12 protein-coding genes and 1 pseudogene are annotated in these 15,509 nt (G+C 73.3%); 8 read left to right on the top strand and 5 right to left on the bottom strand.

Features of this window, described 5'->3' with window-relative positions; genetic code table 11:
- Positions 1-203 precede the first annotated feature (203 nt).
- Both J3486_RS13135 and J3486_RS13130 read right to left on the bottom strand, forming a co-directional pair.
- Positions 204-1,436 carry an amidohydrolase gene (locus tag J3486_RS13135; RefSeq protein WP_207820448.1) on the bottom strand — a complete coding sequence of 411 codons (1,233 nt, stop codon included), beginning with the start codon at positions 1,434-1,436 and terminating at the stop codon, positions 204-206.
- Positions 1,433-2,908 carry an MFS transporter gene (locus J3486_RS13130; protein WP_307804793.1) on the bottom strand — a complete coding sequence of 492 codons (1,476 nt, stop codon included), beginning with the start codon at positions 2,906-2,908 and terminating at the stop codon, positions 1,433-1,435. Before J3486_RS13130 ends, J3486_RS13135 begins: the two co-directional genes overlap by 4 nt.
- A 113-nt stretch (positions 2,909-3,021) precedes the next feature.
- Here J3486_RS13130 and J3486_RS44670 point away from each other — a divergent pair, with 113 nt between their 5' ends.
- A complete protein-coding gene (locus J3486_RS44670; protein ID WP_207820447.1) occupies positions 3,022-4,041 on the top strand; it encodes an Lrp/AsnC family transcriptional regulator in 1,020 nt (339 codons plus the stop codon).
- Between the two features lie 13 nt (positions 4,042-4,054).
- Here J3486_RS44670 and J3486_RS13120 read toward each other — a convergent pair whose 3' ends face one another.
- Complete coding sequence (locus J3486_RS13120; protein ID WP_207820446.1) at positions 4,055-4,693, bottom strand: CatB-related O-acetyltransferase; 639 nt, start codon at positions 4,691-4,693, stop codon at positions 4,055-4,057.
- A gap of 76 nt (positions 4,694-4,769) precedes the next feature.
- On the opposite strand from J3486_RS13120, the gene J3486_RS13115 reads away from it, so the two are divergent.
- Positions 4,770-5,393: a TetR/AcrR family transcriptional regulator gene (locus J3486_RS13115; RefSeq protein WP_207820445.1), complete on the top strand. Its 624-nt coding sequence runs from the start codon at positions 4,770-4,772 to the stop codon at positions 5,391-5,393.
- 216 nt (positions 5,394-5,609) lie between these two features.
- Here the strand turns inward: J3486_RS13115 and J3486_RS45175 are convergent.
- Positions 5,610-5,810, bottom strand: a pseudogene (locus J3486_RS45175) (acyl-CoA dehydrogenase); the annotation flags it as partial.
- Between the two features lie 422 nt (positions 5,811-6,232).
- Between J3486_RS45175 and J3486_RS13105 the strand changes: the two are divergent.
- Positions 6,233-7,930: a hypothetical protein gene (locus J3486_RS13105; protein ID WP_207820444.1), complete on the top strand. Its 1,698-nt coding sequence runs from the start codon at positions 6,233-6,235 to the stop codon at positions 7,928-7,930.
- A gap of 36 nt (positions 7,931-7,966) precedes the next feature.
- Here the strand turns inward: J3486_RS13105 and J3486_RS13100 are convergent, their stop codons facing one another.
- The gene (locus J3486_RS13100; protein WP_207820443.1) at positions 7,967-8,461 is read right to left on the bottom strand and encodes an FBP domain-containing protein; all 495 of its coding nucleotides are present in this window, start codon (positions 8,459-8,461) and stop codon (positions 7,967-7,969) included.
- Between the two features lie 71 nt (positions 8,462-8,532).
- Between J3486_RS13100 and J3486_RS13095 the strand changes: the two genes are divergently transcribed.
- The 5 genes from J3486_RS13095 to J3486_RS13075 all read left to right on the top strand — a co-directional run bounded on the left by J3486_RS13095 (position 8,533) and on the right by J3486_RS13075 (position 15,178).
- Positions 8,533-9,111 (top strand): TetR/AcrR family transcriptional regulator, encoded by a 579-nt coding sequence (locus tag J3486_RS13095; RefSeq protein ID WP_207820442.1) that lies wholly within the window; start codon positions 8,533-8,535, stop codon positions 9,109-9,111.
- Positions 9,108-10,298, top strand: a complete 1,191-nt coding sequence (locus J3486_RS13090) for a GDSL-type esterase/lipase family protein (protein WP_207820441.1) — start codon at positions 9,108-9,110, stop codon at positions 10,296-10,298. The genes J3486_RS13095 and J3486_RS13090 overlap by 4 nt, the downstream gene beginning before the upstream one ends.
- Positions 10,299-10,345: 47 nt before the next feature.
- Complete coding sequence (locus tag J3486_RS13085) at positions 10,346-11,791, top strand: glyceraldehyde-3-phosphate dehydrogenase (RefSeq protein WP_207820440.1); 1,446 nt, start codon at positions 10,346-10,348, stop codon at positions 11,789-11,791.
- 122 nt (positions 11,792-11,913) lie between these two features.
- Entirely contained in the window at positions 11,914-14,511 is a 2,598-nt protein-coding gene (locus tag J3486_RS13080; RefSeq protein ID WP_207820439.1) for an FG-GAP-like repeat-containing protein, read from the top strand.
- Between the two features lie 40 nt (positions 14,512-14,551).
- The gene (locus tag J3486_RS13075) at positions 14,552-15,178 is read left to right on the top strand and encodes a histidine phosphatase family protein (RefSeq protein WP_207820438.1); all 627 of its coding nucleotides are present in this window, start codon (positions 14,552-14,554) and stop codon (positions 15,176-15,178) included.
- The last annotated feature ends 331 nt before the right edge of the window (positions 15,179-15,509 follow it).

Genomic DNA, 15,509 nt, shown 5'->3' with positions numbered 1-15,509 from the left:
GGCCGTGGGTGAGGCCGTTGCCGGTCCCGGGGTCCGGGGCCTGCGCGGTCTCCTGCCGCCGTTCGGCGACGGGGGTGGGGGTGCTGGTCAAGATCGTGCCCGTTCTGCTGTTCCCGGACCTATTTCCCTGGCGGATGGTCCGTGATGTGAGACGAAGTCGGCTCAGTATGCGGGCACTGTCCGAAGGCCATGGGGGGTGTTCGTTATTCGGACATGGTCGTCACGGAGTGTGCCGGGATGATTCCCGCGGTCCGGTCGGACCCCCTCTGACGTGCGGAAACTCCGCTCAGGAGAGGCGACCGCCGCGGGCCATCCGCCGCCGCTACGGCAGTCAGGGCCAGCGCCGTCGCACCGTCGAGCACCGCCCGGTCGGCGCCCGGCGACGTGCCGTACGCGGCGAACGCGGCCGTGTGCTGAAGGGCGCCCCCGGTGTCGTAGCCGATGGTCGGATGGATGGCGGGCAGCAGCCGCGAGACGTTGCCCATGTCCGTGGACGCCATCGTGTCGCCGTGCCGCGAGCGCGGGGTCCGGCCAAGGCCCCTGGCCGCTTCCGTGTAGGCCGCCGTGAGGTAGGGGTCCTGCACCAGATCCGCGAAGTCCCGCCCATGGGGCTCCAGACGGAGCTCCGCGCCCGTGGCGAGCGCGCCCGCCTCGAAGCAGGCCCTGACCCGGCCCTGCACCGACCGCAGCTGCTCCAGCGTGGGGGCCCGCACCTCGTACCTGGCCCGGGTGAGGTCGGGTACGACATTGGGCGCGCTGCCGCCGTCGGTGACGATGCCGTGCACGAGCGAACCCTGCGGCAGGTGCTGGCGCAGCAGGCCGAGCGCGGTCTGCGCCACCGTCAGGGCGTCGAGCGCGTTGATCCCCTCCCACGGGGCGAGCGCCGCGTGCGCGGGCCGGCCCCGGTAGCTGATGTCCCAGGCGCCGATCGCCAGGGAGGAGGCGCCGACGCTGTCCTCGGCGGCCGCGTGCACCATCAGCGCCGCAGCCACGTCGTCGAAGACCCCGGCCTCGATCAGCAGCGCCTTGCCGCCGATGTCCTCCTCCGCGGGGGTGCCGATCAGGCGCACGGTGACGCCCAGGTCGTCGGCGACCGCGGCGAGGCCCAGCGCGGCGCCGACCGCGGCGGCGCCGTTCACGTTGTGCCCGCAGGCGTGCCCGATGCCGGGCAGCGCGTCGTACTCGGCGCAGAACGCGATCACCAGCTCGCCCGTCCCGTACGTCGCGTCGAGCGCGGTCGGCAGCGCGTCGAGCGGGCGGGTCACCGTGAACCCGGCCGCGTCGAGCAACCCGGCGATCTTCGCCGCCGAGCGGTGCTCGTCGAGGGCGGTCTCGGGTTCGGCGTGCAGGCTGTGGCTGAGCGCGATCAGACGGTCGGCGTGACGGCGGACGGCGCAGGCCGCTTCGGTACGCGGCGCGGTGCGGGGGGTGGTCATGCGAGGCCCTTCTCGACGGTGACGGGTGGTGCGGTGCGCGGTGCGGCCGGGGCGCCGCCGCGGTAGGCCAGGGCGAGGGCCGAGCCGACGAGGGCGACGGCCGCGCAGACGCCCCAGCTCCACATGTAGCCGGACAGCGCGATCACACCGGCCGAGCGCTGGTGGGCGGCGAACAGACCGCCGATCACCGCGGCGCCGATCGCCGCGCCGAGCGACAGGGCCAGTTCGTTGAGGCCCACCGCGAGCGCGGTCTGCCGCTCGGGCACGATCTCGGCCGAGAGCGTCCGCGTGATCGACTCGAAGAGGCCGGTGGCCAGCCCCACGACCAGCGCCGACGCCAGGTACTGGGGGAGCGTGGCATGGGCCAGGACCATGCCGAGGAAGCCGAGCGCGATCAGCGCGCCACCGGTCGCGAGCTCCGCGCGGTCACCGATCCTGCGGGCCAGGCTCGGTGTCGCCGTGGACCCCGCGAACCCCGCGACGACCATCGCGAGCGACACCGTCGCGATGGACTGCGGGCCGAGCCCCATGCCGTAGCCGGTGCGCTCCGGGTCGGCGCCCAGGAACAGCGCGTTGGCGCCGAGGAAGCCGATCGCGCCGAACGCCGCGCAGAACGTGTGGGCGCTCACCGCCGCCAGTCGCCGGTCGCTCAGCATCCGTACGCTCACCAGCGGATGCGCGGTCCGCCGCTCCACCGTCACCCACACCGCGAGCACGACGACCGCGAGTGCCCCGGTGCCCACGGAGCGCGCCGACGCCCAGCCCCAGGCCGCGCCCTGCGCGAGCACCAGGACGAGCGCCACCAGGCCGACCGTCAGCAGGGCCGCCGCTCCGAAGTGGAAGCGGCCGCCGCGCGCGGTGTCGCTGTCCGGCAGCAGCAGGCCCGCGACGAGCGCGAGGACCGCCACCGGGACCGCCGCCCACAGCCCGGCCGCCGCGTGCCGTTCGCTGAGCGCGCCCGCGACCAGACCGCCGACGCCGATGGCGATGAGCAGCGCGCCGACCAGGAGTGACATCCCGGTCCGGCCGCGCTCCGGGGCGCGCGAGCGCAGGATCCCCGCGAGCAGGGGGAAGAACCCGACCACGGCGCCCTGCAGCACCATGCCGACGGCGAGCGTCGCCACCGTCGGCCGCACCGCCATCAGCAGCGAACCGGCGGCCGCCATCGTCAGCGCCACCCGCAGCAGCCTGCGATGCCCGTACAGGTCGCCGAGGCGGGACAGCAGCGGTGTGAGCACCGCGAACGCGCACTGCGACAGCAGATACAGGTTGTTCTGGCCGACACCGCTGATGCCGAGCCGGTCGCCCAGCTCGGGGAGCAGCGGCGTCAGACAGCCCTGGACGACACCGCTGAACACCACGACCGTCGCCATCGCGGCGAGCATGGCGCGCCCGGTGCCGAGACGTCCGACGGGCAGGGCGGCGCCCCCGGTGGATTCCCTGGTGCCCGCGGCAGATCCCTTTGTGCCCACAGCAGATCCCTTCTGGTGCTCTGGTGGCCGGAACCGAAAGTGGTGGCTACTGTGCGGGCGGCGGCCGAACCGGGCCGGAAAATCATCGGAAACGTTCGTGAAGTGGGCCAGCAATGTCAGAAACGGTCACCGTCAGCGAGCTGGACCTCGCGCTCGTCAACGCCCTCCAGCTGCGCCCGCGCGCCTCCTGGACCGAGCTGGCATCGCCGCTCGGCGTCACCGCGAGCACGCTGGCCCGCCGCTGGGAGCGCCTCACCGAACTGGGCCTGGCCTGGGTCTACGCGGCACCCGGCCGCGAGTTCTCCCGGACCCGCTGCACCGCGTTCGTGCTGCTGCGCTGCCGCCCCGGCAGCAGGGCCGACCTCGCGGACCGGCTCTGCGCCTTCGACGAGGTCGTCACCGTCGAACTGACCGGGCCGGGCAGCGCCGATCTGCTCCTGGACGTCCTCGCGTCCGACCTGCCCGCGCTGACCCGCTTCCTGACCGCGCGGCTCGAACCGCTGCCGGGCCTCGTCTCGGTCGACTGCCTCTTCGCGACGTCCCTGTTCGTCGAGGGCAGTCGATGGCGCCTCAGATCGCTCGCGCCGACGCAGCTGACCGCGCTCGGCACCGCGGGCGCGGGCGCGCCCGAACCGACACCGACCCTCGAACTCGACGCCGTGGACCGGGCGTTGCTCGACGCCCTCGTGCGCGACGGCCGCCTCGGCCTCGCCGCGCTCGCGGAGCGGTCCGCCAGCAGCCCGGCGACCGTCCGCCGCAGACTGCGCCGCCTCACCGACTCCGGCGTCCTCACCTTCCGCTGCGACATGGCCACGGAACTGGCCGGCCGACCGCTCCCCGTGTCCCTGCTCGGCCGGGCGCCCGCCCGTGACATCCCCACCGTCCACCGCACGCTCGCCGCGCTGCCCGAGTGCCGCCTGGTCGCCGCCGTCACCGGCACCGCGAACATCTTCACCACGCTGTGGGTGCACGACCTGGGGGACGTCCAGCGCAGGGAGGCCGCGCTGTGCGCGCGGCTGCCGACGCTCACGGTGACCGACCGGATCGTGGGCCTGCACACCGTCAAGCGCATGGGGCATCTGCTGGACGCGGACGGCAGAAGGACCGGCGTACGGCCCATCCGCCCCTGGTGACGCGAGGCGCCGACTACGGCGCCACGGCCTCCAGTTCGGCCACCGTCCCCGACATGATCGTGCGGACGTGCGCCGTGATGTGCTCCACCGGCCAGTCCCACCAGGCCACCGCGAGCAGCCGGGCCACGTCGTCCGCGGCGTAGCGGGTGCGGATCAGCCGGGCCGGGTTGCCGCCCACGATCCCGTAGTCCGGCACGTCCGAGGTGACGACGGAGCCCGCGCCGATGATCGCGCCGTGCCCGATGGTGACCCCCGGCATGACCGTCGCCCCGTGACCGAACCACACGTCGTTGCCGACCACCGTGTCTCCGCGCACCGGCAACCCCGTGAGCAGGTCGAAGTGGTCGGCCCAGGAACCGCCCAGGGTCGGGAACGGGAACGTCGAGGGCCCGTCCATCCGGTGATTGGCCCCGTTCATCAGGAACCGCACCCCGGTGCCGAGCGCACAGAACCGGCCGATGACCAGCTTCTCGGGGCCGTAGTGGTACAGCACGTTGCGGGTCTCGAACGCGGTCGCGTCGTCCGGGTCGTCGTAGTACGAGAAGTCGCCGACCTCGATCAACGGCGAGGTGACCAGCGGCTTGAGCTGCACCACCCGGGGCTGGCCCGGCATCGGGTGCAGCACGGTCGGGTCGGCGGGGGTGAGGGGCATCGACGAGGGCCTTCTTCCGGTCCGGGCGGTCCTGTCACCGCTCTTATTGCTACAGGTGATGCATTAAGATGCTCGCATGTCATCGGCCGCCGATCAACCGTCCGCCGCGGAACCGGCCCGCCGGCCGGGCGGCCGCACCGCCCGCGTCCGCGCCCAGGTCCTCGCGGCGGTCCGCGCCGAACTCGCCGAGCGCGGCTACGACGGGCTCACGGTGGAGAGCGTCGCGACCCGCGCCGGAGTCCACCGCACCACCGTCCACCGGCGCTGGCACGACATCGGGGGCCTGCTCGCGGACGTCCTGGACGCGGCGGGCGAGGACGACTGGCGGGCCCCCGACACCGGTTCGCTGCTCGGTGATCTGACGGCCCTGAACGGCGAGATCCAGGACGCGCTGACGGTGCGGCCCTCCCTCATGGAGGCGCTCGTCGCCGCCTCGTTCCGCTCGGGAGCGGCCGCCCGCGCGCAGCGTCGCCTCTGGGAGCACCGCTACGCACGCTGCGCGGACATCGTCGAACGGGCGACGGCCCGCGGCGAACTCACCGAACACGTCGACGCCCGGGCGCTGCTGGTCGCCGCCACCGCGCCCGTCTACCACGAACTGCTGCTCCTGCGCTCGGACCCCGATCCCGGGCTGCCGCGGCGGGCGGCGGCGGCAGCGGAGGCGGCGGCGCGGGGCGGGGTCTTCGACCGGTCCGCGTAGGCGGCCGTGCGGCGCGCGGGTTCGGGCGCCGGCCACCTGCGGCCACGGTCCGTCGGCGGCGCCCTCGACCACGTACCGGCCGATCGCGCGCTGCCACTCCTGCTCGGAGCCGTCCTCGTCGCGCCAGGACCGCGGCCGGGGCGTGGCGAGGGGCTGCGGACTCAGCTCGGTGAAGCCGATCGCGCCGTGCCACCGGTGGGCGATCCGGGTGATCGCGCCGACCGAGGCGGCGGTCTGCGCGGCGGCGGCCCACGCGGCGAACGCGGCACGGTCCGGCTCGGCGAGCGAGGCGCCCGCCGCCTCCACGGCCGCAAGGACCAGCGCGGCCTCCTCGGCCCTGAGCGCCACCTCCTGCTCGGCCGCCTGGAATCGGTTCAGGGGCCGCCCGAACTGCACGCGGGAGGCGGCGTGCGCCACGGTCGGCTCCACGCGGCGCCGCGCCGCGCCCCGCGAACGTCTCGCCGTGGCCCTCCCCGAGGCCCACGTGCTCGCCGCCGGGCCCGACCTCGACCTGGGCGACCTCGCCGAGCAGCCGTTCGGGGCACCCAGGCCCGGAGCGCGGCCCGGCCCCTCCCGGCAGGTCACCCAGGGCCCGGGGCGCGGCCCGGCCTCTCCCGGCAGGTCACCCTGGCGTCAGGTGGTGCGGGCGCTGCCGGAGCCGGGCACGGAGCCGGGCGCCGCGTCGAGGCCCTGTACCGCGTACGCCCGGAAGGGGAGCCCGCCGGGCCGAACCCGTCAACCGGACGCACCCCGGCCGCGCGCTCCGGGCTGGCCCGGCATCGTGGGGCGCCGGTAGGACAGATGCAGGAACGGGCCCGGCACCCTGAAGGAGCGCGCACATGGACGGCACGGACTACTACGACCTCGGCGGCCACACGCGCCCCGTGACCACGTCGTCGGCACCCGCGCAGACCTGGTTCGACCGCGGGCTGAACTGGACGTACGCCTTCAACCACGAAGAAGCCGTCCGGTGCTTCGAGGCCGCCGCCGCGGCCGATCCGCGCTGCGCCATGGCCGAGTGGGGGATCGCCTACGCCCTGGGCCCCCACTACAACAAGCCCTGGGAGTTCTTCGACGAGCAGGAGCTGGCCGAGACCGTGGAACGCACGTACGCCGCCGTGCAACGTGCCCTCGTGAAGGCCGGGGAACGTGAAGTGACGCCGGTGGAGCGGGAGTTGATCGGTGCACTGCGGGACCGCTATCCGCAGGCCACCGCCCCGTCCGCCGAGTCCTGCGCGGTCTGGAACGAGGATTACGCCGAGCGTATGCGCGCCGTCCACCGCCTCGCCCCGGACGACGCCGACGTGGCCGCCCTGTACGCCGACGCCCTGATGAACCTCACGCCCTGGCAGCTGTGGGACATCCGCACCGGGCGGCCGGCACCCGGCGCGCGCACCACCGACGCCAAGGACGTCATCGAGCGGGCCCTCGCGACCGAGGCGGGAGCCCGCCATCCGGGGCTGCTGCACTCCTACGTCCACCTGATGGAGATGTCCCCGACGCCCGAACAGGCCCTGGCGGCAGGGGAGACGCTGCGCGGCCTCGTGCCCGACGCGGGGCATCTGCGGCACATGCCGTCCCACCTGGAAGTGCTGTGCGGCGACTATCGCCGAGTGCTCGACGACAACACCGCGGCGGTCGTGGCCGACGAGAAGTACCGTTCCAGGGAAGGGGAGTTGAACTTCTACACCCTGTACCGCTGCCACAACCTGCACTTCAAGATCTACGGAGCGATGTTCCTCGGCCGCTTCCGGGACGCGATGGACGCGGTGCGCGCGCTCGAACGGGCCGTCCCCGAGAAGCTGTTGCGCGTGCAGAGCCCGCCGATGGCGGACTGGCTCGAGGGCTTCGTCGCGATGCGCGTGCACGCCCTCGTCCGGTTCGGACGATGGGACGAGCTCATCGGACTGCCGCTGCCCGCCGACCCGGAGCTGTACTGCGTGACCACGGCGATGCTGCACTATGCGCGCGGCGTCGCCTACGCCGCCACCGGCCGCGTCGAGCAGGCCGAGGCCGAGCGCGACCGCTTCCGTGCGGCGGCCGCCGCGGTCCCGGACTCGCGGATGCTGTTCAACAACACCTGCCCCGACATCCTGGCCATCGCCGCCGAGATGCTCGACGGTGAACTCGCCTACCGCAAGGGTGAGTTCGACGCGGCGTTCGTGGCGCTGCGGCGCTCCGTCGAACTGGACGACACCCTGCCCTACGACGAACCCTGGGGCTGGATGCAGCCCACTCGGCACGCCCTCGGCGCGCTCCTGCTCGAACAGGACAGGGTCGCGGAGGCCGAGGCCGTCTACCGCGCCGATCTGGGCCTCGACGACACGCTGCCGCGCGCCCAGCAGCACCCGGGCAACGTCTGGGCGCTGCACGGGTTCCACGAATGCCTGGTGCGGCTCGGCCGCGACGGCGAAGCGCGCATCGTGGCCCAGCAGTTGAAGATCGCCGCCGCCCTGGCGGACGTACCGGTCGAGGCGTCGTGCTTCTGCCGCGGGGCGACCGAGGCCGCCCAGGGCTGCTGCTCGGGCCGGGAGTGATCAGAGGGATCTGCGGGGAGCGGGGGCTCGGGCGGTTCAGGCGGTGACCTTCGCGACGAACGCCGCGACGTTCGCCAGGGTGCGCTCGATCTTCTCCTCCAGCGTGAGCGTCTCGTGCATCCGCGACCCGGAACCGGCGTCCTTCAGTCCGCGCACATAGAGGGAGCAGGCCAGGTCGCTGCAGATGTACGCGCCGACCGAGTCGCCCTGCTTCCCGGCCTTGCCCGCCTTCGGGGCGACCAGCAGCGCGACGCCCCCGGTGTGCGTGGTGACGCACATCGAGCACATGCTGCGCCGCGTCTGCCAGGACGTCGCCGACTGCGCGCCGCGCAGCGCGACGCCCTGGAGGCGTCCGTCGAGCTCCGCGACCAGGTAGGCGCGGTCCGGTGCCTGCGGGTCGCGCCAGCCGAAGAAGTCGAGGTCCTCCCATGGCTGCTCGGCCAGATCGCGCGGCACGGACAGGCGCTTCGCCTCGCCCTTGCTGCAGTTCACGAAGGCGCCGCGGATGTCTGTCTCGGTCAATGGCTTCATAAGCATGAGGCTAAGTTGCCTAAAGGGTTTAGGCAAATGCATAATCATCATGGTCGAACGGGAGGATGGTTATGGCACGTGTGGGGCTCAACACGGAACGGCTGGCGCAGGCCGGGGCCGAGCTGGCCGACGAGGTCGGCTTCGAGCAGGTGACCGTCTCGGCGCTCGCCCGCCGCTTCGACGTGAAGGTCGCGAGCCTGTACTCGCACGTCAGGAACTCGCACGACCTGAAGACCCGGATCGCGCTCATCGCCCTCCAGGAACTCGCCGACCGGGCCGCCGACGCGCTCGCCGGCCGGTCCGGCAAGGACGCCCTGACCGCGCTCGCGAACGTGTACCGGGACTACGCCCGTGAACACCCGGGCCGCTACACCGCCGCGCAGTTCCGCCTCGACCCCGAGACCGCGGCCGCCAGCGCCGGACCGCGCCACTCGCAGATGACCCGCGCCCTGCTGCGCGGCTACGACCTGGCAGAACCCGACCAGACCCATGCGGTCCGGCTGCTCGGCAGCGTCTTCCACGGCTACGTGAGCCTGGAGGCGGCCGGTGGCTTCAGCCACAGCGCACCCGACTCCGACGTGAGCTGGGCCCGCACCCTCGACGCACTCGACGCCCTGCTGCGCAGCTGGCCTGAGGAGAACCCGAAGTGACCACCGCACTGACCGCCACCCCGCTCACCGCCGACCTGATCCGCGGCGCCCTCGACCTGGAGCGCACCGCGAGCGGAAGCCTGCTGCCGCACCGGCTGCCCGCGAGCGCCCGCGCCCAGAACACCGACGGGCAACTCGCGATGGCCGAGTCCCAGCCCTCGGGCGTCCGCGTCGTGCTGCGCACCCGCGCCACCGTGATCGAGCTGGACACCGTGCCGACCAAGCGCGTCTACGTGGGCGCGCCGCCGCGCCCCGAGGGCCTGTACGACCTCGTCGTCGACGGCCGCCCCGCCGGGCAGGGCAGCGTGCAGGGCGGGCACACGCTCACCATCGACATGGCGGCGGGCACCTTCGAGCACACCCCGGGCGCCCCCGGCACCCTCCGCTTCGACGGCCTGTCCGGCTCCCTCAAGGACGTGGAGATCTGGCTGCCGCACACCGAGACCACCGAGCTCGTCGCCCTGCGCACCGACGCCCCCGTCGAAGCCGCAGGCGACTCGGGCCGCCCCGTCTGGCTGCACCACGGCAGCTCCATCAGCCACGGCTCGGACGCCGCGAGCCCGTCCACCACCTGGCCCGCGCTCGCCGCGTCCCGCATGGGCACCGACCTGATCAATCTCGGCTTCGGCGGCGGGGCTCTCCTCGACCCGTTCACCGCCCGCGCGATGCGTGACACCCCCGCCGACCTGATCAGCGTCAAGATCGGCATCAACGTCGTCAACTACGACCTGATGCGGATGCGCGCCTTCACTCCGGCCGTGCACGGCTTCCTCGACACGATCCGCGAGGGGCACCCCACCGCTCCGCTGCTCGTCGTCTCGCCGATCCTGTGCCCGATCCACGAGGACACCCCGGGCCCGGGCGCCGCCGACTTCCGGGACGCCGCCGACGGGCGCATCCGGTTCAAGGCGACGGGCGACCCGGCGGACGTCGCCCAGGGCCGGCTCACCCTGCGCACCATCCGTGCCGAACTGGCCCGCATCGTGGAGCGGCGCGCCGCCGACGACCCGCACCTGTACTACCTGGACGGCCGCGACCTCTACGGCGAGAGCGACTACGCGGAGCTGCCGCTGCCCGACGAGGTGCACCCCGACGCGGCCACCCACCGGCGCATCGGCGAGCGGTTCGCCGAGCACGTCACGAGCACGGCGCCGGGCGCTTCTCCGACCTGGGGATCAAGCCTGTGAGCGGGCGGGTTAGCATATGAGCGCCAACTAGCTCGAAAGAGATGATCGTGACTGTCAACGACGACTCGTTCACCAATTGGAAGCACCGCGAGGAGACCGCGGAGGCGATGATCCCGATCATCGGGAAGCTGCACCGCGAGCGGGACGTGAACGTCCTGCTGCACAGCCGCTCCTTGGTGAACAAGTCGGTGGTGAGCATTCTCAAGACCCACCGATTCGCCCGGCAGATAGCCGGTGAAGAGCTCTCGGTCACCGAGACGATGCCGTTCCTGCGGGCGCTCGCCGCCCTCGACCTCGGTCCCTCGCAGATCGATCTCGGGATGCTCGCCGCGACGTACAAGAGCGACGAGCGCGGCCTGAGCGTCGAGGAGTTCACCGCCGAGGCCGTCGCGGGCGCCGTCGGCACCGGCAACATCGAGGCGGGCGCGGGCCGCGACGTCGTCCTGTACGGCTTCGGCCGCATCGGCCGCCTCGTCGCCCGCCTCCTCATCGAGAAGGCCGGCTCCGGCAACGGGCTGCGGCTGCGCGCCATCGTCGTGCGCGGCGGCGGCGAGGCCGACCTCGTGAAGCGCGCCTCGCTGCTGCGCCGCGACTCGATCCACGGCCCGTTCCAGGGCACGATCACCGTCGACGAGGCGAACAGCACCATCGTCGCCAACGGCAACGCGATCAAGGTGATCTACGCGAACGACCCGTCCGAGGTCGACTACACCGCGTACGGCATCGACAACGCGATCCTCATCGACAACACCGGCAAGTGGCGCGACCGCGAGGGCCTCTCGACGCACCTGCGCCCCGGCATCGACAAGGTCGTCCTCACCGCGCCCGGCAAGGGCGACGTCCCGAACATCGTGCACGGCGTCAACCACGACACGATCAAGCCGGACGAGCAGATCCTGTCCTGCGCCTCCTGCACCACCAACGCGATCGTGCCGCCGCTCAAGGCGATGGCCGACGAGTACGGGGTGCTGCGCGGCCACGTGGAGACCGTCCACTCGTTCACCAACGACCAGAACCTGCTGGACAACTACCACAAGGCCGACCGCCGCGGCCGTTCCGCGCCGCTCAACATGGTGATCACCGAGACCGGTGCCGCCTCCGCCGTCGCCAAGGCGCTGCCGGACCTCAAGGCGCCCATCACCGGCTCCTCGATCCGTGTCCCCGTCCCGGACGTCTCGATCGCCATCCTCAGCCTGCGCCTGGGCCGCGAGACCGACCGCGACGAGGTCCTGGAGTACCTGCGCGACGTCTCGCTGACCTCGCCGCTGCGCCGCCAGATCGACTTCACCGACTCGCCCGACGCGGTCTCCAGCGACTTCATCGGCTCGCGGCACGCCTCGATCGTCGACGCCGGCGCCACCAAGGTCGACGGCGACAACGCGATCCTCTACCTCTGGTACGACAACGAGTTCGGCTACTCGTGCCAGGTGATCCGGGTCGTGCAGCACGTCTCCGGCGTGGAATACCCGACGTTCCCGGCGCCCGTCGCCTGACAGGGGAACGCTTTCCGCCCGTGACCAGGGGCCTCATGTGTGACACATGAGGCCCCTGGTGCGCTGGCCCATTGTCGAGATCACCTCGGCACGAGTCACGCACACGAACAGGACGTACGGGTATGAGCGCGAGCCGGGGGGCGACCCAGCGGAGCGGTGGAACGGGCAGACGGCGGCTGCGGCCCCGACGATGGCGGACGATCGCGGTGCCGTCGCTCGCCACCGCGGTCATCGGTTCCGGGGTCCTCGCGGCCCTGGCGATCGGCGTCACCGACCACGAACCCGGGGGAGCGGCGGGGCAGGCCAGGGCCGCCGCCGTGCACACCCTCGCCATCGACGGCGCGTCCGGCGCACAGCGGTCCCGCGGGCGCACCGACACCGGCCCGTTCTCGATGGTCGGCGTCAGCTGGCCCGCCGCGGCGCAGCGCCTGACCGGCACCGTCGAGGTCCGCACCCGCGGCGCCGCCGACGGACGGTGGAGCGACTGGCGCACCCTCGAACTCCCGGACACCCCACCGGACCTGGGCCGCGACGGCTCGGGCACCGGGCTGCGCGGCGCCACCGAGCCGCTGTGGGTCGGCCCGTCCGACGCCGTCGAGGCGCGCGTCGACGGCAAGCGCAAGCTGCCCGCCTCGCTCCGCCTCGACCTGGTCGACCCCGGCGTGCGGCAGCCGCACGGCGGCATCGGACCGGTGGCGTACGCGGCAGACAGCACGTCGCCCTCCCCGTCCCCGACCTCCGTGACCGGGCCGCGCTGTCTCGACGGCCTGAGCACCCCGCCCAGCACCCCCGCGTCGGGCCCGGTGCCCAAGCCAGCGATCATCTCCCGTGCGCAGTGGGGCGCCGACGAGTCGATCGTGCAGTGCCCGACCGTGTACAGCCCCAGCGTCAAGGCCGTCGTCGTGCACCACGAGGCGGGCAGCAACTCCTACAGCTGCGCGCAGTCCGCCGCGCTGGTCCGCTCCATCCAGGCGTACCACGTCAAGACGCAGGGCTGGGGCGACATCGGCTACAACTTCGTCGTCGACAAGTGCGGGCAGATCTTCGAGGGCAGCAAGGGCGGCGCCGGCCTGCCGGTCAAGGCGCGCCACACGCTCGGCTTCAACCCCGACACCGTCGGCGTCTCACTGCTCGGCAACATGGAGACGGCCAAGCCGACGAAGGCCGCGCTCGCCGCCATCTCCCGGATCGCGGGCTGGAAGCTCGGTCTGTACGGCGAGAAGCCGACGGAGACGGCCACGCTCACCGCCGAGTTCGACAACGGGCGCTACACCGCGGGCCAGCAGGCGACGGTGCCGCGCGTCACCAGCCACCAGGACCTGATGGCCACCGCCTGCCCCGGCGCGAACCTGCACGACCGCCTCGCCGACGTGCGCGCCCTGGCCGGCGGCCCCACGGCGTCCGCGGCCAGGCCCGGGGCCGACACCAACCGGGACGGCGTCGACGACCTCGTCACCGGCATGCCCAAGGGAACGAGCGGCGGCCAGATCGCCGTCGTGCCCGGCGGGACGAACGGCCCCGTGACGGGCGCCAAGAACCTGCTCTCGCAGTCGAGTTCGGGTGTTCCGGGCGCGGGGGAGCCGGGTGACGAGTTCGGCGCGGCCACCGCGACCGGTGACGTCAACGGCGACGGATACGCGGACGTCGTCGTCGGCCAGCCCGGCGAGGACGACACGACCGGTCACGCCGACCGCGGCGCCGTCACCGTCCTCGACGGTCCCGGCCTCGACTCCGGCTCCACGTACACCACTTCGGGCGTCACGGCGTCCGGGGCCCGGCTCGGCTCCGCGCTCGCCGTCGGCGACTTCGACGCCGACGGCAAGGCGGACGTCTTCGCCGCGGGCACCGGCAACGGCGGCTCCTGGAACGTCCGGCTCACCGGCGGTTCCACCCGGTACGGCACGCTCACCACCTCCGGCACCCTCGCCTACGAGGACGCCACCACCGGCGACTTCGACGCCGACGGGTACGCGGACGTCGCCCTCAGCTACCGCGACAGCGGCGGCACCGGGCGGGCCGTCTGGTTCAAGGGCGGTGCGAGCGGCCTCACCAAGGTCGGCGTGCTGTCGGTGAAGGGTGGGCGTTCCGTCGCCGCCGGTGACCTCGACGGCGACGGCGCCGACGACCTCGCGATCGGGCAGCCCTACACCGCCGAGTCCGGCGCGGCCGCGGGCGGCCAGGTCACCGCCGTGTACGGGGCGGCCGGCACCGGCCTGACCGCGACCGGCGCGAAGGCGATCAGCCAGGCGACCTCCGGGGTGCCGGGCGCCGCCGAGTCCGGCGACGCGATGGGCGCCTCGGTGGCGGTCGGCGACGTCGACTCCGACGGGTACGCCGACGTCCTCGCCGGAGCCCCGAACGAGGACATCACCCGCGACGGCACCAACCGCTCCAACGCCGGAACGACCTTGCTCCTCAAGGGCGGTTCGACCGGTCTGACGGGTTCGGGTGCGGTGGCGATCTCCGAGGACACCGCCGGTGTCCCCGGCGCCACGGAGACGAACGACACCCTCGGCTCCGCCGTCGCCCTCACCGACCTGTCCGGCTACGGCCGCACCGACCTGGTCCTCGGCGCGGCGGGCGAGGACGCGGGCGACGGCACGTTCCTGTACGTCCCGGCCAACAGCACGGGTCTCGGCCTGAGTTCGACGACGTACAACGGCCGCACACTGCTCGGCACGGCGGCCGGGGCGCGGCTCGGTGGGGTGTTCTCCCGGTAGGGTCACCCCCTCACCCCGCCGGCAGGGAGGCCCGTCCATCGTGCGCACCGTCCACGTCGTCACCCACCCCGAGGCCACGCACCACGTCGAGGGCGTGGTCGGCGGCTGGTACGACTCGGTGCTCACGGCGGCCGGGCTGCGGGCCGCGTCGGCCGCAGCCGACGCGCTGCGCGCCGAGGTCCCGGCGGACGCGCGCGCGGAGGTGATCACGTCGGACCTGAAGCGCGCCGCGCAGACGGCCGACGCGATCGCCGAACGGCTGGGCGTGTGGCCCGAGTCGGATCCCCGGCTGCGTGAGAAGTCGTACGGCGAGGCGGAGGGCCGCCCGCAGGAGTGGCTCGACCGGCGCTTCGTCCCGCCGCCCGCCGACGGCGACCGGATGAACCACCACGAGGGCGTCCCCGGCGCCGAGACCCGCGGGCAGCTCGCCGCGCGGATCTACTCCGCCATGGACGACATCCTCGCCCGCCCGGCCGTCCACCAGGTGATCGTCACCCACGGGTTCGCCCTCACCTTCGTCGTGGCGGCCTGGATCGGCATGCCGTACGGCGCCCTGGGCCCGGTGAGCTTCCGGGCGCCGTCCGGCAGTATCACCGTCCTCCACGAGGACGACTTCTTCCACAACCGGCAGGTGGTGCGCCTCGGCGACATGCGCCACCTGGCGTGACCGGCCCGGCCCCCCACCGGAGATCCTGCGAGCCGTCGCCACCCTCCCCGACTTAGGGCCCTGCCTCGGCCGACGGCCGGGCCCGATCGTGCCCCTCACCCGCGGCCCTGGAGATCGGTCCCGGCCTCACCCCCAGCCGTCGTCCCGACCGGTACGGGCCGCGTGAGACGGAGGCCGAACCGGTGGCGGAACGTGAGGCGGTCGGCGGACGCGACGTACGGCCCCCCGCGAGCGTGCGTCAGCGACAACTCCCCACGTCCCCGACGATCGCGCGGTCGCATCCCTGAAGTACGCGAGCGCGCACCCCGCCGCCGTCCGCACGATCCTCACC

Origin of the sequence: Streptomyces sp. VRA16 Mangrove soil (assembly GCF_017377775.1) — a bacterium.
GTDB lineage: Bacteria > Actinomycetota > Actinomycetes > Streptomycetales > Streptomycetaceae > Streptomyces.
Note: the sequence above shows the minus strand (reverse complement) of the source record. Positions and strands in the feature narration are given on the sequence as shown.

Excerpts from the sequence above, each read along its gene's own strand:
- J3486_RS13135 (WP_207820448.1), bottom strand. The coding sequence starts at position 1,436 with ATGACCACCCCCCGCACCGCGCCGCGTACCGAAGCGGCCTGCGCCGTC.
- J3486_RS44670 (WP_207820447.1), top strand. The coding sequence starts at position 3,022 with ATGTCAGAAACGGTCACCGTCAGCGAGCTGGACCTCGCGCTCGTCAAC.
- J3486_RS13120 (WP_207820446.1), bottom strand. The coding sequence starts at position 4,693 with ATGCCCCTCACCCCCGCCGACCCGACCGTGCTGCACCCGATGCCGGGC.
- J3486_RS13115 (WP_207820445.1), top strand. The coding sequence starts at position 4,770 with ATGTCATCGGCCGCCGATCAACCGTCCGCCGCGGAACCGGCCCGCCGG.
- J3486_RS13105 (WP_207820444.1), top strand. The coding sequence starts at position 6,233 with ATGGACGGCACGGACTACTACGACCTCGGCGGCCACACGCGCCCCGTG.
- J3486_RS13100 (WP_207820443.1), bottom strand. The coding sequence starts at position 8,461 with ATGAAGCCATTGACCGAGACAGACATCCGCGGCGCCTTCGTGAACTGC.
- J3486_RS13095 (WP_207820442.1), top strand. The coding sequence starts at position 8,533 with ATGGCACGTGTGGGGCTCAACACGGAACGGCTGGCGCAGGCCGGGGCC.
- J3486_RS13080 (WP_207820439.1), top strand. The coding sequence starts at position 11,914 with ATGAGCGCGAGCCGGGGGGCGACCCAGCGGAGCGGTGGAACGGGCAGA.